The 23,949-nt window shown below is 44.8% G+C and carries 21 protein-coding genes; 8 read left to right on the top strand and 13 right to left on the bottom strand.

The features are described from left to right. Both EGC76_RS09900 and EGC76_RS09895 read left to right on the top strand, forming a co-directional pair. The coding region (locus EGC76_RS09900) for an integrase core domain-containing protein (protein WP_164876830.1) at positions 1-339 on the top strand (339 nt) is incomplete at its 5' end. Between the two features lie 412 nt (positions 340-751). Continuing rightward, positions 752-1,021 carry a helix-turn-helix domain-containing protein gene (locus EGC76_RS09895; protein ID WP_128352836.1) on the top strand — a complete coding sequence of 90 codons (270 nt, stop codon included), beginning with the start codon at positions 752-754 and terminating at the stop codon, positions 1,019-1,021. 156 nt (positions 1,022-1,177) lie between these two features. Here the strand turns inward: EGC76_RS09895 and EGC76_RS12005 are convergent, their stop codons facing one another. The 9 genes from EGC76_RS12005 to EGC76_RS09850 form a co-directional block, all read right to left on the bottom strand. Further along, complete coding sequence (locus EGC76_RS12005; protein ID WP_246013957.1) at positions 1,178-2,059, bottom strand: trypsin-like peptidase domain-containing protein; 882 nt, start codon at positions 2,057-2,059, stop codon at positions 1,178-1,180. A gap of 150 nt (positions 2,060-2,209) precedes the next feature. Further along, positions 2,210-3,022: a DUF2971 domain-containing protein gene (locus EGC76_RS09885; RefSeq protein ID WP_128352835.1), complete on the bottom strand. Its 813-nt coding sequence runs from the start codon at positions 3,020-3,022 to the stop codon at positions 2,210-2,212. Between the two features lie 170 nt (positions 3,023-3,192). Further along, positions 3,193-4,956, bottom strand: a complete 1,764-nt coding sequence (locus tag EGC76_RS09880) for a retron Ec67 family RNA-directed DNA polymerase/endonuclease (RefSeq protein ID WP_246013956.1) — start codon at positions 4,954-4,956, stop codon at positions 3,193-3,195. Positions 4,957-5,236: 280 nt separating this feature from the next. Then, entirely contained in the window at positions 5,237-5,842 is a 606-nt protein-coding gene (locus EGC76_RS09875; protein ID WP_128352834.1) for a hypothetical protein, read from the bottom strand. Between the two features lie 7 nt (positions 5,843-5,849). Then, the gene (locus tag EGC76_RS09870) at positions 5,850-6,302 is read right to left on the bottom strand and encodes a Panacea domain-containing protein (protein ID WP_128352833.1); all 453 of its coding nucleotides are present in this window, start codon (positions 6,300-6,302) and stop codon (positions 5,850-5,852) included. 79 nt (positions 6,303-6,381) lie between these two features. Further along, positions 6,382-9,039, bottom strand: coding sequence for a DEAD/DEAH box helicase (locus tag EGC76_RS09865; RefSeq protein ID WP_128352832.1), 2,658 nt, complete (start codon positions 9,037-9,039; stop codon positions 6,382-6,384). Next, positions 9,036-10,646: a site-specific DNA-methyltransferase gene (locus tag EGC76_RS09860; protein ID WP_128352831.1), complete on the bottom strand. Its 1,611-nt coding sequence runs from the start codon at positions 10,644-10,646 to the stop codon at positions 9,036-9,038. The genes EGC76_RS09865 and EGC76_RS09860 overlap by 4 nt, the downstream gene beginning before the upstream one ends. Positions 10,647-10,648: 2 nt before the next feature. After that, positions 10,649-11,287: a hypothetical protein gene (locus EGC76_RS09855; RefSeq protein ID WP_128352830.1), complete on the bottom strand. Its 639-nt coding sequence runs from the start codon at positions 11,285-11,287 to the stop codon at positions 10,649-10,651. A 761-nt stretch (positions 11,288-12,048) separates the two neighbouring features. Next, complete coding sequence (locus EGC76_RS09850; protein WP_128352829.1) at positions 12,049-12,723, bottom strand: DNA-3-methyladenine glycosylase I; 675 nt, start codon at positions 12,721-12,723, stop codon at positions 12,049-12,051. A 102-nt stretch (positions 12,724-12,825) separates the two neighbouring features. On the opposite strand from EGC76_RS09850, the gene EGC76_RS09845 reads away from it, so the two are divergent. Together EGC76_RS09845 and EGC76_RS09840 are read left to right on the top strand one after the other, a co-directional pair. Further along, positions 12,826-13,575 (top strand): PepSY domain-containing protein, encoded by a 750-nt coding sequence (locus EGC76_RS09845; RefSeq protein ID WP_128352828.1) that lies wholly within the window; start codon positions 12,826-12,828, stop codon positions 13,573-13,575. Next, complete coding sequence (locus EGC76_RS09840) at positions 13,572-15,215, top strand: 2Fe-2S iron-sulfur cluster-binding protein (protein WP_128352827.1); 1,644 nt, start codon at positions 13,572-13,574, stop codon at positions 15,213-15,215. Before EGC76_RS09845 ends, EGC76_RS09840 begins: the two co-directional genes overlap by 4 nt. Positions 15,216-15,225: 10 nt before the next feature. On the opposite strand, the gene EGC76_RS09835 is transcribed toward EGC76_RS09840, so the two are convergent. Then, the gene (locus tag EGC76_RS09835; protein WP_128352826.1) at positions 15,226-16,653 is read right to left on the bottom strand and encodes a DUF3300 domain-containing protein; all 1,428 of its coding nucleotides are present in this window, start codon (positions 16,651-16,653) and stop codon (positions 15,226-15,228) included. Between the two features lie 178 nt (positions 16,654-16,831). Then, a complete protein-coding gene (gdhA, locus tag EGC76_RS09830; protein ID WP_128352825.1) occupies positions 16,832-18,184 on the bottom strand; it encodes an NADP-specific glutamate dehydrogenase in 1,353 nt (450 codons plus the stop codon). 140 nt (positions 18,185-18,324) lie between these two features. Between gdhA and EGC76_RS09825 the strand changes: the two genes are divergently transcribed. Both EGC76_RS09825 and EGC76_RS09820 read left to right on the top strand, forming a co-directional pair. Next, positions 18,325-18,762: a DUF488 domain-containing protein gene (locus EGC76_RS09825; protein ID WP_128352824.1), complete on the top strand. Its 438-nt coding sequence runs from the start codon at positions 18,325-18,327 to the stop codon at positions 18,760-18,762. A 2-nt stretch (positions 18,763-18,764) separates the two neighbouring features. Then, complete coding sequence (locus tag EGC76_RS09820) at positions 18,765-19,460, top strand: 2OG-Fe(II) oxygenase (RefSeq protein ID WP_128352823.1); 696 nt, start codon at positions 18,765-18,767, stop codon at positions 19,458-19,460. Here EGC76_RS09820 and EGC76_RS09815 read toward each other — a convergent pair. Beyond that, entirely contained in the window at positions 19,449-19,898 is a 450-nt protein-coding gene (locus EGC76_RS09815; protein ID WP_128352822.1) for an OsmC family protein, read from the bottom strand. The two genes, EGC76_RS09820 and EGC76_RS09815, sit on opposite strands and share 12 nt — an antisense overlap. A gap of 82 nt (positions 19,899-19,980) precedes the next feature. On the opposite strand from EGC76_RS09815, the gene EGC76_RS09810 reads away from it, so the two are divergent. Then, positions 19,981-21,660 carry an NAD-dependent malic enzyme gene (locus EGC76_RS09810; protein WP_128352821.1) on the top strand — a complete coding sequence of 560 codons (1,680 nt, stop codon included), beginning with the start codon at positions 19,981-19,983 and terminating at the stop codon, positions 21,658-21,660. A gap of 66 nt (positions 21,661-21,726) precedes the next feature. Further along, on the top strand, positions 21,727-22,683 hold the full coding sequence (locus EGC76_RS09805; RefSeq protein WP_128352820.1) for a hypothetical protein: 957 nt from the start codon (positions 21,727-21,729) through the stop codon (positions 22,681-22,683). A 2-nt stretch (positions 22,684-22,685) separates the two neighbouring features. On the opposite strand, the gene EGC76_RS09800 is transcribed toward EGC76_RS09805, so the two are convergent. After that, on the bottom strand, positions 22,686-23,894 hold the full coding sequence (locus tag EGC76_RS09800; protein ID WP_128352819.1) for an Nramp family divalent metal transporter: 1,209 nt from the start codon (positions 23,892-23,894) through the stop codon (positions 22,686-22,688). Positions 23,895-23,949 lie beyond the last annotated feature (55 nt).

The raw sequence follows: 23,949 nt of genomic DNA, 5'->3' as shown, positions 1-23,949 counted from the left end.
GTGGCACGCTTTTTATCGCAAGTTATCGAGGCTCGTAAGAGGCCTGACTCGATTGTTTGCGACAACGGCACAGAATTTACGAGCAAGGCTATGTTCTTCTGGAGCAAAACTGAAGGTGTACGCCTGAACTTTATTCAGCCAGGGAAACCCACGCAGAATGCCTTCGTAGAGAGTCTGAACGGAAAGTTCAGGAATGAATGCTTAAACCAGCATTGGTTTAGAACTCTTGATGAAGCACGTTACGACATTGAGCAGTGGCAGCGTCATTACAACGAAGAAAGACCACACAGTTCACTGAATTATTTACCGCCAGCTGAATATGCAAAACAGGTGGCATAAAAACTGAAATCTCATTGAAAATATGGTGTTATTTCAGGGGAAAGGTCAAAAGGTTTGATAAAGCTAGAGACTGGGGAAAAATTTCAACGCTAACTCTCACTGAGTCAAAATCTGATAATAGGTCTAATCAGAAAACACTCGAGCCAGTGCCATTATGGGGACAGGACTCAAATAGTTCCCTTGAAAATCATCCAATAGCATCTCAACTTAACTTTTCGTTAGAAGGTAGTTTTCGGCAACAGGTATACTCAGTTATTCAGTCTTGAAGCCCCTAGCATAGAATTTTCGAATAATGTGTGTGAGTTTTTGACGTTTTGACGCGTCAGATAATTCGTATTTCCGCTCGTTCTCCTTTCGCAGTGCATGTTGCTAGTGTAGTTTTTCAAGTGACTCTCAATGCATAGGATGCAACATGTTATCAAAAAATATATCTCAGGCTCTAAACAAAGAGGGGTTCAGTCAAACAGCAATAGCAAAAGTATTAGGCTGTTCTCCTAGTTTAATTTCTAAAGTCATTAATCGAAAGGCAGTTTCAACCAGAGTAGCACTATCGATTTCCAAATTATTAGAGCTTCAATTGTTAGAGGTTTTTCCTGAATATTCTAAGTTAGCTAACGCTCATAAACGCGACAAAAGAGTAGTTGATTTACGAATTAAGCAACTTTTGGAGATTCCAGATTAAATATTTACAATACGCTCCATAGACACTCCTTAAAGATAGGTCTAAGCCTATCTTTAAGGAGTGTCCCTTTTAAAAAGGGGCTATTACAAAAGCACGTTTAGCTTTCCTAAATCTTCTAGAGAGATAGAGATTATAGTAGCGTTCGTTCCAACCGTGTTATTGTAGGATTTTTCCATGGCATTCTTTGAACCGTTTACCGCTCCCGCAATAACAAGGAGAATTCCTAGACAGGTTTTTAGGTGCGCTCAAATCACTTTCATCTAACATCGCAATTAATTCTTCAGCTGCAATCGCCTCACCAATCATAACTTGGGTTAAGCTCCTCATATGAACAAGAAGCTCGGCAACAATTTGTGATTCTACGAAGCTCGTTTTTTGCCCGTTTTCATCACTTGCGTGAAACACAACACCAGAATTATTCTTTGCCAAAGCCTCAATTGCCGATTGGTGATATTGACTTATTGGAGCATGCTTGCTAACAACAATTCCAATAACCTTGTTGTCTGAAGCCCTAAACAAAGCTCCTCCAGAGTTTCCCGAATTGAACGCACCATTAACTACCAAATGCTTTTTGACTCCTTTGCCGGTTCGATGCGAAATGAAACCCGCCAAATAACCGACTGATAGAAGTGGAGCAGGTCCATTATAACCTAATGGATACCCCCAGGTGGTAACTGACTCGCCAACTTGAAGTTTAGCTTCTCTAGCTATACTCAATCCCCCACATTGCGCGATGGATGGTCTTAAAATTGCTAAATCACGGTCGGAATCCAGCCAACCTTGAGAAACTGAAACTTGATCTCCGAAAGCTGATGTAATAGTTATTTGTTCTATTGAACAACCTCTTACGACATGTTCATTAGTTACTATAAGGCCATTTTCTAACAAAAAGCCTGAGCCTTTTGCCCCTGTGGCATGGCAATTAATCATAAAAACAAAGTTCATTGAAGAGCGGCCAATTTCCCCTACTGCATCTAAAGTCCACTGTGTCGATATCGGTATTTCGTTTGAGGCTTGTTCATTTTCTATTTTAGCCATATTTTATCCTCAATCGGTGCCGTGAAATATTCATTTATCTAGCGGCGGTTCTGGTCTTCCCCTTATTGCTTTCCAATAGCTTGGAAAAATGCTTCTTAACCTTTGTAGCCGAATAATCTGTTCGTTCACCAACACTTGGAAACTGTATAACTACCAATTTCTATAAGTACACTGGGATTTATGAACTTTGGGCGGATTATCAGGAAAATGCTCATATAAGAATAATTCGATTGATTTTTCGGCCCTCTTGGGCTCGACGCTTGGACCAATATAAATTGAATCAATTGCATGTTGATCAAATGCTATCTCAACGTAAGGTACCAAACATGAATCCGTGGCTCGAAATTTCACCTCTTCATCACCGGTAGAAGCATATGAAACCCGGTATTCTCGCTCCTCATGAAAACCTTTATCTTTGAGAAATGCAGCTCTGTTATACAGGTATATTTGAAGATCTGTAGCTAAGCGATAAATCGCGTCATGATTACTTGAATTCAAATAATCGGTATAAAGTTTGCGAATCTTCGCAGTGATCATCTCCTGTAAACCTTCGGTATCATATCGACATGGCTTCATACGACAATAAAGTTGATTGTGGGTATTTAAACTATTTTCAAAGAGCGCTTTATTAAAAACAATTCCTATCGAACCGTATGCCCGCCACTGACTTAATTGGTCGATATTTTTTGAAAACGAGGTTACATAATGCTGTTCCGCTCCGATATAGTCCATCTCATCCATGCATTGAGCAAGCCCTGAGAAAAATAGGGTATCTTTCTCTGATAAATTTTTTAACTCTATCTTGAGTTTCTCAACTTCCGCTTGGAAAACATCAAATGCATGAAGATACTCTTTCGTATCATTCAAGAACAGTACATTCGTGGCCCAAATCTTCTTGGACTGAATAATCGACTTAAAGCCTTCCATCGAAGTGTAATGACAAATTAAATCTGCGTTACCCACAAAAATGCCTCTCCTTTTGAATGAAGTCGCCTTTAAACGCAACGCAAAAACTAACCAGAGTCAATTAAAATGAGAACTAACTGTACTTATTTACGGTATTAGTTCTTCGTCTGCGACCCCGTATCGATTCAATATCATACTCAAAGCTAATAAAGATTAGTACAACTGTCTTATAGCTTCGCAAAGTGGGCTTTTACTTTCTCAATTTCGTCAAAAATATACCTGAACCTATCGAATTTGATAGATGATTTACTTGATCTAACAACTTTGGTTGAGAATACATGTTTGCCATAATGTTTGGCAGTATCAAAGCTACTCAGGGTTGAAAACGTTTTACCATTGATAGGCGTCGCTAGTGTCTTAGCATCGAACAAATCCTCCATCATGGAGTCTTTGCCGCCTGAATTAAGAGGGGTCAGAATTAAGTACAGGTTTTCAAAAATGTGAAGAAATCCTGATTTTTTGATGTCCGTTACGCTATTGGGGCAAGATCTATACTTTGGTTTTGCTAACTCCTTCAGAAGCTCTGACGGGCCGCTATCATTATCCAGGATCAAGATAGCGGGTGACGTTGCTTTCTTTCCGTGGAAGTACGCTAACTCGGTCTCGTACCTTTGAACCAACTTTGCAACAGGTGTTGCACCGTCTCCCAAATCAAGTAGGTACATCGTACGTTTGTTTAAGTTTGGAAATTTTAGTTTTGGACTATAGGCGTTGTCTTGTCCTTTTGGAGAAACTAAGCTAGGGTAAGACCCTTGAAGCTCTGATAACGCACTTTTCAAGTAAACATTATCCGTCTTGCCTTCAGTTAAAATAGTCGGGTACTCACTCGAGTAAAAATACTTATAGAAAAGGAAACGACTATAAACAGCCTCTCGTGAATTGTGCCGCCCTTTAAACGCATTTAAGCCAGTATGCTTAATTGTGCCCCACGGAGCTTTAGGGCGTCGTCTAGCTACGATATTATTGTAACGATCAATGGCATCAATAAAAGCTAACCGTCCTTCAAGCTCATTTAAAGTACCCATTCGTGGCTCGCCATTTACGTCAAGGATCTCGAACTCACCCTTTTTAAAAAGCCTAAACGCCATCGCTCTTACTAAACGCCAATATTCCGACTTTATGCTTACTTTGCGATTTACCACTAAGCCTGTGGCTTCCTGCCTTGAATCTTTGTATTGCAATCGCGTTTTTAAGGCGTTTACAGAAAAACCAGCTCTTCTGATTTCTCCAATCAACTTTCCTCCGAGTTCAAGTGGCTCGAGTACCTTAACTATGCTTGAAGGAAATTCTTTTTTGCGGGTCGAAAACGTAATATCGTCCGCATACCGCGAATAAGAACAACCGCAGCTTTTAGCTAAATTCAACAACTTCATATCAAGGCTGGCAGTTATAAGGTTGGCTATAACAGGAGAGCATGGGCTGCCCTGAGGAAGAGAGTTCTCATAACAAGCAATTTGAGCAATTACTGTAGCAATATGTGGGTCAAGTTCGAAATGCTTATTTGCTATGAAATAACCTCGAACACGTCCGAAGTTAAATTGTCCAAAAAAATCATCTAAATCCAAATTTAGTATGTTCCTCTTTCCTTTATGGATAGCAGCATTGGTAATTATCGAACGTTCTCGCTCAAAACCGTGAGATACAAGACATTCTCGGCTGACTTCGGTGTCGAAGCGGATTACATCGAGGCAATTTTGAAGGAGAGTAGATAATCGGCTCTGAATATCCTTTAGTTCATTCGAGGGAGCGCTTATTTTTCTTTTTCCACCGGATTTTTTATCAATTTCAAATTGGTGGTAATGGTCATTGGCACCAGGATGATAAAGCACTCTTGTTAGAAAGGCCGCAGTTATTCCGAGAAGTGACGCTAACTCAGGCTTCGTTTTTGCTTTTTTTAGCAGTTGGTAGTCTCTTCTATGAATCAAAATCACTCTCGCTATCAGCATTGAAGAGATGGCTCACATGCACTCCTACGCGCGGCTGGCGAGTAGTTCCAGGACGCTCAAACGAGTAGTCCGAAAGGCGAGTCTATCTAGCAATGTTGTCACAGGTTGCGAAGCGCAACCAACAAATCTGCATGTGAGCCGTAAGTCAATATATTAGAAAAATAACGATAGTCAAATCTAGAGCATCGTAAATATTAACTTTACTTGAGAAATCCACTAAATCCTTTAATACCCTAAAGCAAACACTTTTTTTCAGTATGATCACTCATTGATTCGCAAAAGCTTCATAGAGCTCGTCATATTCATACTGTAGCTCGCGAATTTTACTTTGCAGGCGCTTGCATTCATCAGGAGAGAAGCATCTAACAACTGCAGCATCTGCATGTTTAGAAATTTTCCTATCCATCGGAAATAAATTGTGTGCAGGGTCTATCCAAACAACGTAAAAAGTATTATTCCAAAGAAAACCGTGCAAACGGCCATGATTTTTCCCCAGACTAACCTCAAAAGCCCTCGAGGTTATCTCTAAAGCTCTATTCATTGAATCTTGATCGTCTCTAGTTTCAATATAAAGTTTTTGCTTTACGTTCTCAATTACACAATCAGGGAAAGAGTCTTTTATAGACGTCTTAGTATTGAATATGGATTTTGGAGATAAGCTTGGGTGTGTCTGCTGGGCTATTTCGGACTCTTTAGATCTTTGAAGCTCAGAAATACAATTAAAAAATTTTGAGTAATAGTGGGGATCTAAACCGTGAAAGAAAAACTCTTCAGAATTAAAGTCGATATTCTCGAAAGATACTTTGAGTTTCTCTTGCGATACGGATTCTGCATCACGATCTGCGATATCAGCATATTTGCTCTTACCCATGAGAGTTTCAGCTCTGGAGCTTACTCGTGAAAAACCGCTTCATAGAATCTTTTGATATAACTTCGTTACTACCGGATGACTCTGGCAAGTCACCTCTAGCATCAATCCATGGTTTTTCTCTATGAGTCATGGTACTTAGGGCAGCACCATCATAACGCCCATAGGCCGCTACGACATTTTCAATAAGATCTAATTGAGGTAGTTTTGGTTCACTAACATCACAGTCAATTTGACGCCATTTAAATGCTTGATATTCCCAATATAGAGATTGCAGCACAGGTCCATGTTGCCAAGCTTGAAAGTCTTCGGGGAACAATTCATGACCTTCAGCCAGAGCAAACCCCTGAGCGTAATAGCAAAGCTTTTGGAGCTTCATCGGAGATGGGCTTTCATCGAACATTTTGCGATGAAGAAAGATTATTGCCTCTTGGACAGTATTTAATTCTTGAGAAAGCACCACGCTTAACTCCTTTTTCGTATAATTCGAAATGCGGCCGAATATACCACATCTTTGATATAAATATAACTCATAGTTCCACTTAACTCATGCCTAGCGCCGCTAGCACTTGGGCTCGAACTTCTTTCGGGTCACCTTTTTCCATAGTAGCCATCACAAAGACAGCTCTGCCGTTTGATGCTTTTGCCCATTGCTGGCCAATTAGGTTCTTCTCTCGCGAATCGCGGCTTTCGTCAGCCGAACGGTCTTTGCCTTTGTACTCTACAACTAGCAACCGCCCATCATCCATTAGCGCTACGAAATCGGGATAAAACTTATCCGTGGAGGTAGGCAACGAAAAGGAATTACGATGACGGGCGACATTGCGTGTCCAGTACTTCAGTCCTGGCAATGCATCAAGGGCAAGAGCACACATGTGTTCTTCACCGCCGTCTTTACTATCAAAAGAGGGAACTTCATCTGGCCCCATAAAGTGCTTCTTATACTTGAACTGACCACCACGATATTTAGGCACGTCATAGTACATGTCGTCAAAGAACCGGAAGCCTTCATCAAATGACACCTCAATACGAGCTGTCGGCCCAAATAAGTTACTTTGGTAAACCTTTTCACGTTCTAATAATCGGAAACTCTGAATTTTCTGTTTGAGTTTCCGCGCTAAAATAAACTTACAGCGCATCAATTGAGATAAAGGAATACCTCGTTCCTGAGTCAAGTTTTCAACGATATCACTTAACCACGCCAGTAATTCAGCCTGCCCAATCCACTGATCTCGAATACGACTATCCAACCAACGCACAAGACTGTTTGGTGTCCAATCCTCAACTGCAATATCGAGAGAAAGCTGCGATGAAGCATCCGAAACAGATACCGTTAATCGGTTTCCGTCCAAATCAATTTCAAAAGCATTGGTGGTCTCGACAATATCAAACTCTTTGGCACTTAGCCGAGCAGGGTAATCGTTTAACGACCAATCGTGATATTCCATCAGAATATCCGTATCGCCAAACACTAACTCGCCCTGAATATTAGTCATTAAACGCGGAACAATAAATTCTTCACCAAGATGCGCCGGCGCGAGCTCATTTGGATGTTGTTCTTTGAACTCCTTAAGCTTGGCACGCAAGACTTCATGCATGTTCGTTGGTGCCTTTTCGATAAGTGCTTGTTCTTCACGCGGTTTGGGTACGCCATAGAACTCAATTGTTGCATTCCCATTCTCGCCTGCAGAGACTTTAATTTTTCCTGGGGCAATGCTTTGCAATTCGCGTTGCTCTTGAGGCGTTGCTTTAACTTCCACGGACATTGTTGGACGACGACGTTCTGGCTTGCCAAATAAACCATCATCAAAACCAGGTTGTTCGGCTTCGATATTATCCTCCGCCTCACTCTCGTCAAATCCCATATCAACGAGCTTGTCTCTCAAAGTCATCGCCGCTTCAGAGAAGTGCTTCGAAACAAGTTTTGCGTAGGATTTATTCAATGCCGCTTCTTTTCGCTTTGTTGCATATGGCATTCGCAAAACTCGCCCTAATAGTTGCTCTGCATCTGTTGAGCTACGAATATTGGCCAGTGAACAGAAGACATAAGCGAATGAGCAATCCCAGCCTTCTTTCAATGCTTCTATTGTAATGACGTACTCTATAGGGCAATCCGGCTTGAATAAGTCGATTCCATCTAGTTCTCGTTGAGAGCCTGTTGCAACGGCAATTTTATGCTCATCAATATTTTCATTTTCAATTAAGTGCTGCTTAAGTACTTCAACTGTAGCTTCTCCACCTTTCTTTTCTGCTTGGAAGAGCACAATAGGCCGAATGTAGTCATCACGGTCGCGGTCTGCGTATTCCTGCAATTCAGCGCGTTTAAAAATCGCCGAGTTTACTGCGCCCTGCCAAGTTTCAGCCTCATCCAGAACCACTGGCATTTTTATCATTTCCTCATCTTTCAGCTCTTGTGCTGAAACGGTGTGGAGAATGTTATTAAAGCCTTTTGGTGTGGCAGTATATTCAATGCATGCCGACGGGTTGATGCGCTCATAAACCTCTTGGCTTAAATCTGACCCTGCCTTGTGTGCTTCGTCCATGATAACGAGCGGTCGATGCAAGTGCATTAAGTTGGCGAAACTGAAACGGAAGCCGCCTCTCGAATCATTATCAATGGGCTCTAAACCTGCTGTATTTGCTGACACACTAGAAAAATGAGATTCCAGATTCTCGTTGTGCGCATACACTTTTCGCCCATCGGTATTGGTTACACGCAACGTCTGAATGGTGCCAACGACGACACATAGGTTGGAGCTTAAGTCTTGCGTTGTGATCTGCGTAAAGTCACCAATATCAAAAATTCGCACCCTTCCTTCAAATGCTTCATCAAGTACTTGGCGATAGGGGTGACGCGGATTCTTAAGTGCTTCTGCAGTTTGCGTACGAATAGTGTTGGTTGGAACCAACCAAAGCACCATCGGATAATCTTTTTCAATCCATGCTTCTTTTGCAACGGTTATTGAGTGGGCGGCCAATATAGTCTTGCCGCCGCCAGTGGGTAAACGCAGACAAACGTAGGGCACATCCGGCGATGACTTTAGCGGTTTGTATTTTGAAGCAAACCCTTTCAACCGTTTTGCAAGCTCAGGCTCTGCTGTTAGTGCTGTATAAGCTTCTGAAGGACCAACAATTCGAGCTTCTTCAAGATACTTTCGTAAAGTCGTTAGGGAGGCTTTTTGATATTGTTTTAGCTTCATTTTCGCGCCTTTACATCGTATGGAGTTTGCTTGAATTCAATTTGCTCTGACTTCAATGTCGTTTCAGACAGAGCAGTTCTTTCGCCGTAAACGATTAGTGTTCCCTTAAAGTTGCCTTGGGCACTTCGAATTATTGAAAGTGTTTTGCGGGTAAGCACATTACCACCAGAAGCTGACTTATCTCCGAGAATTCCGTTATACAACAAGGCGTATCCTTTTTTCTCACATTCTCCAAGAAACGGAGATAAGTCGTCTGGTTGATGCCACGATTGGCCGGTTTCAGCAAACCAAATATGAGCTGCGAGTACCGGGAAGCGGATATCTGGCTGTATTTGCCCGTCCTCAGTAAAGACGGGTGGCCCTAAACGGTAAAAGCGAAAGCCACCGCCAGTCTTTTCAATTTCTGCTTTTTTATGACCTGAAATAACAGCTTTTAATCTTGATTGCGCAATTTCTTCTGCATTGCGTTTAAGCATCTCTATTGCAATAAACTTGCGATTCGCCCCATCTATTCTATTGGCTTCCAGAGTTGCGTGAGCTGTAGTTCCACTTCCTAAAAAACTGTCCAATACAAGATCATTGCCTGACGAAAAAACGCGAATTAAATAAGTTATCAAGTCTACAGGTTTTGGATAGGTAAAACTCAACCCTAGCTTTTCAAGCTTCATACGGTTTTTATTCGTTGTGCCAAAGCCGCGAAGTACAGAGACAATATGCCCTTTATCTTGTCTTCTTGTTTTAATGTACTCTATTGCGCCTGTATGCGTTATTTCAAAACGAGTATGTTGGCCTTTACTATCTAAAACAGGCTTAAAATTATTACCTATAAAGTCTTCAAGGATTTTTCTCGAGCTCCAACCTGATGTAGCAATCACATCGGTGATAGTTTTCCCGTCTTTAACTTGCAACGAGGCACTCCACTTAGGAAACGCAGATTTATCTGGTTTAAACTCACCATTAGGCAAGGACGTTGGGAATCCAGCTGGAATAAGTACCGGTTTTGATGGGTTTTTGGGACCATTCTTGACAACTGTATTTCTTATTTCTGGGTTATTAAGTTTACTCGACTCTTGAGTGTTTGGGTCTACTACTCCTGGTGTGACCGCCAATTGCCCCTTACAGTAAATAAGAATGTGTTCATGATAATTAATAATTTGGGCTTGATTATCTGTGTTACCCTCATAGTGCCAAATAAAGCTGCCTTTAAATGCTTTTCTACCAAAAATTTCGTCACATATAACTTTTAGATAATGGACCTCATCGTCATTTAAACTTATCAATAGAACGCCATTTTCTGTTAAAAGCTCTCGGAGCAACTCAACTCGTGGCCACATCATCGATAACCATTTGGAATGCTCAAGATTATCATCGTAGTGTTCAAACGCTGCACCAGTGTTATATGGTGGGTCGATGTAAACGCACTTAACTTGCCCTGCGTAGTATGGTAACAGAGCCTTTAAAGCGTCTAGGTTGTCGCCTTGAATGAGCATGTTTCCGGTTTTAACATCCCCATAACTTAACTCTGGAACTTCTTCAATTAGACGATAAGGGACTGCTGCTGCTGCTCTAACATCCTCATCTCTAGTGAGCCATTTCAAAATGGGCATTTTTAGTTATCTTCCTTAAGAAATATCTTTAGCGGCTTGGAGCCTGTAGCTGATTGACTTAATGCTTTTGCAATTTTCTCGAGTTCGTTTGCTGATTTTTTATCCCAATTGTTGTCTGAAGCATCTGTAGCCTCAAAGGACTGGATATCCAAAGAGCAAACGGTCGTCAATTTCTTCTGACCCGGCAAACCTATTCGGTCCCGTGAATATGTACAAATCACAGATACCGTATCGTCCCCCAACCCCTTTTGCAGGCCTCCGTATTGGCCCCATGTCAGAATTCGCTTCGCACCAGGCCCCAAAGAAGGGATTCCACGAAGCAAGGGCCCTTTGGTCATCGACTTGGGTTTTTCTGAATTATCAAATCCAAACGCGTCGGCAGGAAAGTAATCTGGAATTTTGAATGTCACATTTTTAGCTAAACCTGGACCAATATTTTCGATCACCAGATTTATTATAGAGGGTCGCCTGTCATCCGGTGTCGCATAAACGATCACTTCTGGGTCTTTTTGTGTTCTCAATAGCAAATAGTTAAAAAAAGTTGCTGTCACAGTAATTATAGCAAGTACAAAACTTGTCCAAAAAATCCCTGATTCAACCCAGGAAACTTGAGAAATCAGTTCGACATTTTCACTAACCATTAGATTTCACTCTTTGATTTGAACGATTAACCCTTAATAGCAGCAGACACAAATAAACAACAATAACGAAAGCAGAGCATCTTTGAAAGCTATTGTCGATTTGTTCAACGACTCCAAATGGTATGTCTTATCAGAGTTAGTTCTTTCCAGCTATATATACGGTCCACGCTTCTTCGTGCTTAACTGGCACTTTTTCCAAGCTCACTCTTCTGCATTGCCTCTCGAGGCAACATTCTCTAGTCATATTGTAATGGTTGGGACTACCTGCCAACGACTATTAGTTACTCTGGAAATCAGCGATATAATAAGCTTTAAACCAATTCTATTTAGTTTTTGTACAAGGACGCACTTAATATAACTAAATTAAACGACAATATTCTCAGCGATAATGCAGATTTTGCTCTCTACGCGAGTCACCGCGGTGTAAAACCAACTACACTCAAGCTATATGCCGCGTTCTAGTAATATACTGATATTTTCTGCTTGTGCCCCCTGTAGCTTATGAAGAGTTAAACAGTATGATAGCTTGGGGTCTTCAAGCCTTTTCCAATCAATCCTCACGACAATCAACTCTATTCTGGAGCAAATTCACGATTGCCACTTTTTGCAATAGAAATCTGGAAAACGCTTCAAAAAGAGAAAGAAACCAATAAATTTGGTAACAAATACCAAAAAATCTGGAAATACCGAGAGCACTCTGTTTAATTAGGTTTACAGATATTATCCTACATAAACCTGTGAGGGTAAGCCAATACGCTACGTTAACCTTTAACGTCAATTGTCATTGATAGTATCCGTGACAGATGACTGTAGGGTAATCCGGTCTCAGCATGCCATTGATTGAATGCCTGCTGAATTTGCTTGGCGCCTCGTTGACTGTACGGCGAGGCATCAAGTAAATTGTGATTGCGCATCGCGGTTAAATTATCTGGCGTCAGGATATAACCATCCCAACCCACGCGACGCAGCACATGATGCGCCGCAGTACCGCCTAGTCTCGCCCCGTGTTTTTTAAAATAGCGCAACAAATCGGCTTGTTCGCTTGACGGCCAATTCGCCAAAAACCGACCAAACCCACCGTGCTGCTCAGAGGCCTCAACAATCATGCGAGCGTTAATAGGCACCGTAGCAATTTTCTGCGGATTACGCACAATACGTACGTCACGCGCCAATTCATCAAGCCGCTCTGGTGGCACTTGTTGCCAGTAGACTGGTAAAAATCCAGCAAACGCAGCCTCAAAACCTTCCCACTTGTTCTCAATGACTTGCCAAGCAAAACCCGCCCGAAAAACACAGCGCGTCATTTCCGCTAAAAATCGATCATCCGATAGGCGGCTCAACGCTTCAGGTGAAGCCAGTTGCGGCATACGCGTTAGCAATGCCTGTTCACTGCCCTGTCGCGCTACCGCACGCTCGTAAAAATAGCTAAACTTCATGATGTTCTCTTTTTGATTATTCTTTGAACCAAAGCAAACCTTTCTATAGTATTCGTCGATTACACTAAGAAGACAACACGAGTTGCATGCAATAGGAATGAGATGTCACAGCCAACCCAATCAACAAAACTAACACAGCGCTCAGGCCGCTGGCGCGTGTGGCATCGCTGGTTATCGTTATTTTTCGGCGTGCAGATGGTGCTCTGGAGTATCAGTGGCGCGTATATGGTGTTTTTCGAATTAAGTTTTATTCATGGCGACCATTTAGTCCGGCCTGTGGCTCAACAGTTACCCGTAACAGCCCAGCCAGCACCGTTAAACCAAGTACTGAAAGCATTTCCGCGAGCTCGCGAAATCACCCTGCAGAGCACGTTAATACATGGCAGCATGGTACCCACCTATAAAATATTTGGGCATAGAACCACACAACTTATAAATGCACAAACGCTCGAGCGGTTGGAGTTTTCACAAGCAGATATTACCGCAATTTCCAATGTTTATTACGCCGCTACCGATACACCGAAAATTCGATCGGTTGAGTATCTCGAGAGCCAAGCGCCGAGCGAGATAAGCGCCAGTCTGCTGCCTGTGTGGCAGGTTAACTACGACGATTTTGCCAACACCAGTTTCTATATTTCGCCAAGAACCGGCGAATTGCTGACAAAACGCCATGACTTTTGGCGCGGTTTCGACTTCATGTGGATGCTACACATCATGGACTATGAAACGCGCGAAAATATCACCTCTTGGTTACTACGCATCTTTATTTTAGGCACTGGTGTGTTGATGGTTACTGGGATGGTACTGCTCATTTTCACCTTACGACAAAAACCGACGAAGGTGGCCTCATGATGCGTTTTATGCAATGGCTGCATCGCTGGCTGGGATTAGTACTGCTGATTCAGGTAATTTTGTGGCTGGTGTCTGGGTTCTACTTCGCCCTGCAAGGGCATCACGCAATGTCTGGGCATCAATATAAGACCAACCCAACGGGGCTCGTCCTACGACAACACCCACCGCAAATAGACCTACGCGAGATGTGGGACATGTATCCGCAGGCGTTATCGATAAAGTTGTATCGTATTGGTCAGCAGCCGCAATATCAGATTAATTTGCCTGAGCAACAGTTATTCCTTGATGGCAACACAGGTGAACCGTGGTTCACTAACGCTAAACAGGCCGAACAGCTGGCTCTAGCGACGTACGACGGTCCGGGCGAACTTGAACAAGTCAGTACCATCACAACCACCGAGGAAATCTTTGGGTGGCAAGGTAAAGGCTACCGCGTTGATTTTCGCGATGACCTCAACACCAGAGTGTACGTAGATGCCAATAATGGCCGCGTGCTTGACCACAGAAATACCCCTTGGTTGCTTGCCGATTGGGCCTTTAAATTGCACTTTATGGATTATTCAGGTGGCCGTAATTTCAATCACCTGTTGAACTATACCGCAGCATTTTTAGCGCTGTGGTTTACCCTATCCGGACTGCTCTTGCTGATACGCAATATTCGTCGGGGCGACTTGAACCCGCGTCGTAAACTATCCATTTTGGAAGCACTGCAGCGCAAGCACCAACCCATCGCCAGCGGCTGTGGTGGTGGGGGCACCTGCGGACTTTGCAAAGTCATGGTTGATGCCAACACGCCTATCACGGACGCCGAACAACGACTGCTGAGTACTGCGGAGTTGACTGATGGTATCCGGCTTGCATGCCAGCATCGTGACCACGGACAGGCTGTACAGCTTTTAGAGAGTAACGCCAAACGTTTCACCTTAAAACTGGCACAGCAACGATCTGTCTCGCCCTTGATCACGGAGCTTAAATTTACTGTGCAGGGCCACTTTAGCTATCAAGCTGGGCAGTTCATGCAATTCGAAATACCAAGTGATTCTGGCAGTGTGTTGCGAAATTACTCATTCGCGTGTGCGCCTGCTACCAAGAATTCTGATACAACGGAACTGGTATTTTTAATACGTGCTATGCCAGCACCATCATCTAACGTGCCGGCGGGTATTGGCTCAAGCTATTTGTGTCAGTTGCAGCAAGGCGACCCAGTGCATGCCACTGGCCCATTTGGTGACTTTCTAGCAACTGACCGCGCCGTTTCCAACCGCCCACAAATTTATATTGCCGGCGGCGTCGGTATAGCACCGATACGCGCACTGGTTCAGGCTGAATCAGCCCAAGGGCGACCTATGCATCTATTTCATGGTGCGCGCAGTACTGCAGAGCTTATCTACTGCGATGAGTTTGTGGCAATGTCTCATCTGCGCTATGTGCCGGTTATATCTGACCAAACAGATCAGGACATTGAGCAGATTCAGTTAGGGAATATCGATGTGGCGGTTGCGCAGTGGCTGCAGAACCATCCAGGGGATTATGATTTCTATGTGTGCGGCCCGCCCGCCATGTTGCAAGCAACATTGGCGATGCTGGCCTCACTCAATGTCGACTCAGCGCGAATTCGCTTCGACGACTTCGGTATTTAACACACCGCGTTTAAAAGTCTTTCATGCGGTTTTGCCCATTGCGAGCTGGTTTTGCAGCCGGAGTAGGTACATTTGCTCGAGGCGATGCACCAACCTGCGGCCGTGACGTTGGTGTACGGTTATAGCTCGGTTGTTGCACTGGCTTATACACCGGTGCTTTGGGCTGTGTTACAGCGCGCTGTGGCGCTTTAATTTGTGGCACTGCGCGCTGGCTACTCTGCGGCGTTGAACGATTCACCTTTTGTTGCCCCATATAAGGCTGGCGAACGTCATTTTTCCGCACTGCAGGTTCACGAACTGTTGGTGTGCGAACAATCGCATCACGCTTTGGTCGTGACGTTTCACGCACAACCGGATCACGCCAATTTGGTTGCGTAACACGACGTTGCGTTGGAACATTCTTAACCTCATTCCCACGCAGCGTGCGAATTACACGCTCTTTGCTTGGGCGTTGATCAAAACTGGTCACATTTCGTGTCGCGACACTCTTCGCCGGCATCGCACGCGAGCTTACCGTTGGGCGCACAGTTTGCTGCCCATTATTGACCATATAATACTTCGGCCGCTCAGGCTGCAAATCGCGATGGCGATAAACCACACCACGTCGATGATTCGGATTGTGATACCAACGTTTGGCATCTTGGCCCTTCATCCAGTAATCACGGCGCTTCTTCGGCGGTGCTTGGTAATAATGATTGTTAATCACCACATAACGTTGTGGCCAGTAGAAGTGACTGTAGTAATAATGGCTAGGCACATTGTAGCTAATGCCCCAATAGATACCGGAGCCAATACTTACAGTTAACGATGGGCGCGACCAGAACACTGGCGGATGGCTATTCCACCACCACGGTCCGTATACCACGCGGGTGTCATAGTAAGGTACATACACCACTTCGCGGCGAACGTTTTCGATGACAATGGTTTTGTCTTCGCGCTCAACGCTCACGTGTTTATTTGAACGCAAGTTACCTGCCGTATAGGCATGGTCACGCAGCGTTTGCACGCGCGCTAAAACATCTTCTTGCTGAGCAAGAAAAGCCTCACCAACGGCCTGCGTCCACTCTAGGTCATCGCTCATTTGTTTCAGCACTTCGGGCGTTCCCACCAGCGCTTTTACACTAGCATCCCACGGCTCATCTGCTGCCCGCTCCAATGCTTCCTGTGGCTGCAGATGGTCGTTCTTACTGACCCAACGTTCTGCTTGAACAACTTCTAACGGGTAGGTTGCTGCAATCAGCACATGTGAAAGCAAACTGTCCGGATACAGCGCAATTGGCGCCAGTAGCCTATCAAGCTCAGCCTGCGAATAATAAACGGATTGTGCTTGCACTGGCTCTGCTTGTGTAGCAACTGGAACCAACGCAGCGCCCATCATTGAGACTGAGCCAAGTAAAGCAACCGCACTCAGGCGGGCTTTTAAATTAAATTTTTGCATGCTTCTTGCCTCCAAACGGCAGATAGCAACAACCGCTATCAGATACTAGTTTAGTCGCTTTTTTGCACAGTTTAGTTGCGTAGAATTTTTTGTTTTTTGTAAAGACGTGCTAGAACAATGCTAGTTGACTGAATTAACTAGCATTTTAATTTGAGTTGTAACGACAAAATTCGTGAAATTAAACCAAACCTTGCTCAATCATGGCGTCGGCAACACGTTTAAACCCAGCAACATTAGCACCTAACACCAAATTTCTCGGTTGACCAAAGTCGTCAGCGGTTCGGGAAATATCTGTGTAGATGTTTTTCATCACCTGCTTTAAACGTTCATCAACCTGTTCAAAACTCCAACGCTGCATGCTGGCATTTTGAGCCATTTCTAATTGGCTCGTCGCCACACCGCCGGCATTGGCTGCTTTGCCTGGTCCATAGGCAATAGAGCTTTCTTGCACGGCATCAAAAGCAGCTTCGGTAAGTGGCATATTTGCACCTTCCGCGATACCCAAACAGCCATGCTCCAGCAAGCTTTCGATATCGGCTCGTGTCACTTCATTCTGCGTGGCACAAGGAAACGCCAAATCAACTTCATAACGCCATACTTGATGGCCATCCTCAGGATATTCTTCACGCGGCGTATATTCAGCTCCGGTGTGTGTTTCTAAATACTGCTCAAGTCGCTTGTGTTGTTGTTCTTTTAGCTGCTTTATCAAATCGAGATCGATACCGGCCTCATGGTAGATGGTGCCTGACGAGTCACTGCACGTTACCGGCTTCGCGCCTAGCTCATAAAGCTTTTCCATGGTGTAAATAGCGACATTGCCAGAACCCGAAACAGCGCACCGCTTACCGTCGAGCTCGACATCACGATCGGCCATCATATAATTGGCGAAGTACACACACCCATATCCAGTGGCTTCTTTGCGCGCGTGAGAACCACCCCATAATAAGCCTTTGCCCGTTAACACACCGTCAAAACGATTGACCAAGCGTTTGTATTGGCCAAATAAATAGCCAAGTTCACGTGTACCTACCCCAATGTCGCCAGCGGGAACATCCGTTTGTGGCCCAATATGGCGAAACAATTCAGACATAAAGGATTGGCAAAATCGCATAATTTCAGCATTCGACTTCCCTTTCGGATCGAAGTTTGCACCGCCTTTACCGCCACCTATCGGTAGACCTGTTAACGCATTCTTGAAAATTTGTTCAAAGCCTAAAAATTTAATGATGGAGCCATTTACGCTGGGGTGGAAGCGCAGGCCGCCTTTGTAAGGACCGAGCGCCGAATTGAATTCAATTCGATAGCCTTTATTGACTTGTACTTGACCATTATCATCCATCCAAGGCACGCGAAACATAATCTGACGCTCTGGTTCCACCAGCCTCGCAATGATGGCTTGCTCACGGTATTTTGGATTTTGTTCTAATAAGGGCTCGAGACTCTCGAGGACATCTTCAACTGCTTGATAAAATTCAGTTTGCGCTGGGCTTGTTTGCTGCAGTTGTTCAATCGTGTTACGGATGTATGTCATCGGTTGTCCTTAAGTCGTAAAAAGGGTAGAAATTTGGCGACCTCTTGATCACACTAGCTAATCACACTAACTATAATCTACGCGCAAAAAAAGCTTTTGGCTTAGGTAAAGCTAGTTTAGTTGACTCTTTAAGGATTGTAATGGCTGCATATTTCATTCAATTTAAGCGTGTTTATGATGCTGTGGACCCAACTGACGGCGAGCGGATATTGGTTGACCGGCTATGGCCGCGTGGTATCAAAAAGGAACAACTCGCGCATTCAATCTGGTGCAAAGAGGCTTGTCCCTCTAACCAGCTACGCAAACAGTATCATGCTGGAGATATTGATTATTCGACGTTCGCTAAACGCTATTTTTCTGAATTGGAAAATCATCCGGAAGCGCTTGTACCTATCATGCAGCGGCTACGCGAAGGCCCGGTGACCTTGTTAAGCGCAGTTAAACAGTTTGAACATTCTCACCTGCCAGTGTTAAAACATGCTGTGATGCAGGCACTTCACCTAGAAGACCAACAAGCCGACGGCAATGAGTTCAGTTCGGCTGTGTGTTTTGGTAAAGATTTTAATTACTGGGGATAATTGTGAATAACGACTTTATTGAAGTTTATGATGATGCGCTTTCAGCAGAGTTTTGTGACAAGTTTATCGACTTATTTGAAAACAGCCCGCATAAGCAACCTGGCCGCACTGGCGGTGGTGTCGATACAGACAAAAAATTAAGTGAAGACCTTTATTTAAATCAGCATCAAGATTATGCCAACGAGTTAAAGACTATTTGCGATGTAACCACTAAATATGCGCTGGAATATTTTAAGAAATATCATTTCGCATTGATCGCACCTGTTGCTTTGAAAGTAAAACATCCCGTTACCGGAGCGCCGGTAAATTTAACGCATGAAAATTTTGATGAAATTGCAGCGGGTAAAGAACAGGCCTACATGCAGTTGCTTTATCGCCTCGGCCCCATTCAAGCTCAAAAATATTTAAAAGATCAGGGCAACTATAATTATTGGCACTGTGAAGTCTACCCTGAGAAAAACAGCGTTGAAGCGCTGCATCGTAGTTTGCTGTTTATGTTCTATTTAAACGATGTAGAAGACGGCGGCACCACCGACTTCTACTATCAAAATAAAAGCATCAAGCCAAAGCGCGGCCGCATGGTTATAGCACCCGGTTATTTCACCCACACCCACCGCGGGACGGTGCCAAAATCCAATGATAAGTTCATTTTAACCAGTTGGATATTGCTCAACCCGGGACAGCAACTATTCGGCTGATTTGAGCACTTGGCCTGCGTCATCCAATACGGTTACGTCAACCTTGATACCATTTCGAACACTTTGCGTGACCACACAGAAATTCTCAAATTGCTCTAAAACGCGGTCAAGTTTGTCGATACTATCGGCTGCTTGACCGAGGTTTAACTCAACCTGCATGCTACCGATACGAAGGCGGCCATCAACGCGCTCCATGTCGCCTTGAACCTTCGCTGTCACCTTACCCGGATCACCTTTAAACTTGCGAATAGCAAACATCAAACTTGCGGCAAGGCAGTTGGCAACTGAGGCCGCGAGTATTTGACTCGGCCCGGGGCCTTCGCCATGCCCAACGGGTTCGGGTTCATCCGTGATGATTTGTCCAAACTCGCCAAAATCAACCTCAAACTTATAGTTGTCGATTAACTTAAGTTTCACTTCAAACGCCGGATTTCCCATGCCTTCCTCCCATTTTTCTGCAATAATTGCGGATTCAGTCACCAAACTGCCACTTAATTACGTCGCGCGAGGAGAATGATTCATGAAGAATCCGCTGTATATTCCTTATGCAGGCCCAAATTTGCTTGAAACACCGTTACTTAACAAAGGTAGCGCGTTTACTCGCGAAGAGCGAACTGCGTTCAATCTAACCGGTTTGCTACCACCGCGCTATGAAACCATTGAAGAGCAAGTAAAGCGTTGTTACATGCAGTATTCAAGTTTTGATACGGCCATTAATAAGCATATTTATTTGCGCGCAATTCAAGACAATAACGAAACACTTTTCTATCGTCTCCTGCAGCAGCATCTCGAAGAAATGCTGCCAATTATCTACACCCCAACAGTAGGCGATGCGTGCGAACAATTCTCTGATATATATCGTAGTTCACGCGGTTTGTTTATCTCATACGAAGACCGTGATCAGATGGAAGACATCTTGCGCAATGCAACCAAGCAGAAAGTGAAGGTGATCGTTGTTACTGACGGTGAACGCATTCTTGGTTTGGGCGATCAAGGCATTGGTGGCATGGGCATTCCTATCGGTAAACTCAGTCTTTACACTGCCTGCGGCGGTATCAGCCCTGCCTACACCCTGCCTGTGTGTCTAGACGTTGGCACCAACAATGAAAAGCTGCTCAATGACCCAATGTACATGGGCGCGCGCCACAAACGTATCGATCAAAGTGAATACAAGGCATTCGTTGACCGTTTTATGAAAGCCGTACATCGCCGTTGGCCAGCAGCCATGGTGCAGTTTGAAGACTTTGCGCAGCCTAATGCCATGCCATTGTTGCGTAAATATCGTGATGAATATTGCTGTTTCAATGATGATATACAAGGCACCGCTGCGGTTACTGTTGGCACATTACTGGCGGCCTCACGCAGCAAGGGCATGCAGCTAAAAGATCAAAAGGTCGCGTTTGTCGGCGCAGGGTCAGCTGGCTGCGGTATCGCCGAACAAATTATCCAGCAAATGGTCGCTGAAGGCTTAACCGATGCCCAAGCTCGCAGTCAAATCTACATGGTCGATCGCTTCGGTTTGCTGACCGAAGGCATGAGCGATTTGCGTGACTTCCAACAAGCCCTGGCACACCCCCTCGAGCAACTAGCCGACTGGCAGCACAGTGGAGAATACGCGTCGCTGCTTGATGTCATGCATTGCGCCAAGCCTGGTATTCTTATCGGGGTATCGGGTCAACCTGGTTTGTTTACCGAACAAGTTGTTCGCGCCATGCATCAATACACCGAGCAACCGATTATTTTCCCGTTGTCTAATCCGTCACGGCAGATCGAAGCGCATCCAGCACATGTCATCGAATGGACCGACGGTGAAGCCATCATTGCAACAGGCAGCCCGTTTGACCCGATAAAATATAAAGGCCAGGAATATGCGATAGCGCAGTGCAACAATAGCTATATATTCCCGGGTATTGGACTGGGCGTTATCGCCATAAAGGCGCGTATTATCTCAGACGAGATGCTGATGGCTGCAAGCAACACACTTGCTGATGAGTCACCGCGTGTTAACGGCGAAAGTGATAGCCTGCTGCCTCGCATTAGCCACATCGCTGAGTTAAGTAAGAAAATTGCCTTTAATGTGGCTAAAGTTGCCCAGCAGCAAGGTCTTGCGCTCGAAGTGAGCGACGATACTTTAAGGGAGCGTATCGAGGCCAACTTTTGGAGCCCCGAGTATCGCCATTACAAACGTGTAAGTATTTAATTAATCTAACTAGCGAATCGACCTATTTCCTTGTATGTTCAATACAACATGACGCAAGGAGGTCGAATGCGCTGGAGCATTTTTTGCCTGTGTCTGCTCATCAGCTCTGCTGTTCTTGGTCAAGCCAAAGAATCCGAAGAGCAGCCACCGGAAGAGGAGGCAATGATTGATGAATTCCGAACTGGCTTAACCAGTTCGGTGAATGCCACTGCAGCTTGGTTAGACTCCTTTTTTGCCGATAATATTGACCCAGAGGCCTACGATACTGCCTCGGGAAGCCTAACCCTTACACCCGTTTGGGATGAATATGATGGCTTTAAATTAGACTCAAGTTTCCGTGCCGCTGTGGTGTTTCCTCATGCTGAACGAAAATTCTCAGCAATTATCGGACGCGGTGACTTCGATGATTTCATTAACGACTCTCAGCAAACCCGCCCTTCGATAATAAGACGCAACCTATCTGACGAAGAATGGATGCTTGGCTTGGGTTTTGACCCCCACCTCAGCCAGAAACACAGTTTGTCTTTTGGCGCCGGTATTCGTGGAGGCTTAAAGCTTGACACCTACCTTCGAGCCCGCTACCGCTACGAATCGATCCTTGGTGAAAGCACAGAAGCATCGCTGCAAAGTGTCGGTTTTTGGCGCGATAGCGACGGCTTTGGTATTGCTCAAACTGCAGAGTTTGACTTTGTTTTGGCGCCAAACTGGTTTGCGAAAGTTTGGGGCCGAGCAACCTTTGCCGAACGAACCCAAGGGGTCCGCTGGAACACCTCACAAAAGCTCTATTATATTTATCATTATGAACGCGCTGTCGGCGCTGAAGTTTGGTGGTCGGGTGAATCTGAACATGAAGTGCCCCTCAGGGATTACGGCCTGCGGGCACTTCATCGTAGCCGGTTCAAACGCGAATGGCTGTTTATCGAGGGCTGGGTTGGACTTCATTGGCCACGAGAAACCCTCATTGAAACACGTAAACCGCGATGGATTATCGGCTTAGAAATGGAAATGTTGTTCGGCAAATAAAGTCACAACCAGCCCATAGCCGAGGCAATACTGCGAGCGCCAAGCCCGATGGCTACCGCACATACCAACCCACCAAGAATGTTCTGCAGCAGTGAGTTGCGGTGCTGCGCTAAACGTGGTTGATTGCATACCCAGACCAGAAATAGCGCCATAAATGGCAGCAGCAATCCATTTGCGACCTGCGCAAAAATAATAACTTCAATCGGCTTCAAACCCAACGAGGCAATGACAACACCCACAAGAAGAATCGTGAACCAAGTGGCCCTAAATTTTTTATCTTTGAGATTGTTTGAGTAACCCAGTACACCGCTTAAGGCATAGGCTGAAGCCAGAGGTGCCGTCAATGACGACGATAGCCCCGCAGCAAATAACCCTAATGCCATAAAGGTGGTTGCGCTGTCGCCAAACAAGGGTTGTAAGGCTTGCCCTAAGTCTGCTGCACCTTGAATAGTAATAGCCTTTCCGAAGAATGCTGACGCAGCAGTACCTACAATTGCCATCGAAATAAGCCCGCCCAAAGGTACCGATATATAAATATCTTTACGCGCAGCACCGAGGTCGTTTGCAGATTGCCACTTTTGCGCACAACTTGAAGAATGCAGAAACAAATTATACGGCACCACCGTTGTACCAATAAGTGCCACCACCATCAAGATGCCGCCGCTAGGCACTGATGGTATCAAGAGCCCGCTAAATAGCGCCCCCCAATCAGGCTGGGTGAGTAAAAACGTTGCCAAAAACGCGACACTCATCAGCAACACCAGGCCGATAAGCACTTTTTCGATAACCTTATAACTGCCCTGCCACAACACCACCGCGGCTAATGCTCCGAGAACAACGGGAATGTATTGGCCATCAATTGGCAACAAGTCGGCAAGACCAAGCCTTGCACCACTGATATTGCCACCCTGATAAACGCTGTTGCCAATAATGACCGCAGCAAAAATCAGCAGTACAACCAACCGCCGTAACCAAGGCCGTGAAATACCCGCACGAATATTCTCACCTAGCCCCTGTTGTGTAACCACCCCTAAACGCGCCGCCATCTCTTGCAAAATCATGGTGGCAACAACCGAGAACACCAATGCCCACAGCAAAGCATAGCCAAAGTTTGCACCCGCTAAAGACGCTGTAACAACTGTTCCTGGCCCGATAAATGCTGCCGCAACAAGGGCCGCAGGGCCCATCGTGAATCGTGCTTTTTGTTTCATTATTCACCTATTTCCTGTAATATCCGCGGCTTCTCGTAACAGCGAGTCAATCTTC

It is taken from the genome of Pseudidiomarina gelatinasegens, from assembly GCF_004025325.1.
GTDB classification, from domain to species: Bacteria; Pseudomonadota; Gammaproteobacteria; order Enterobacterales; family Alteromonadaceae; genus Pseudidiomarina; species Pseudidiomarina gelatinasegens.
The sequence above is the reverse complement of the archived record's forward strand: the minus strand, read 5'-3'. Positions and strand labels throughout refer to the sequence as shown.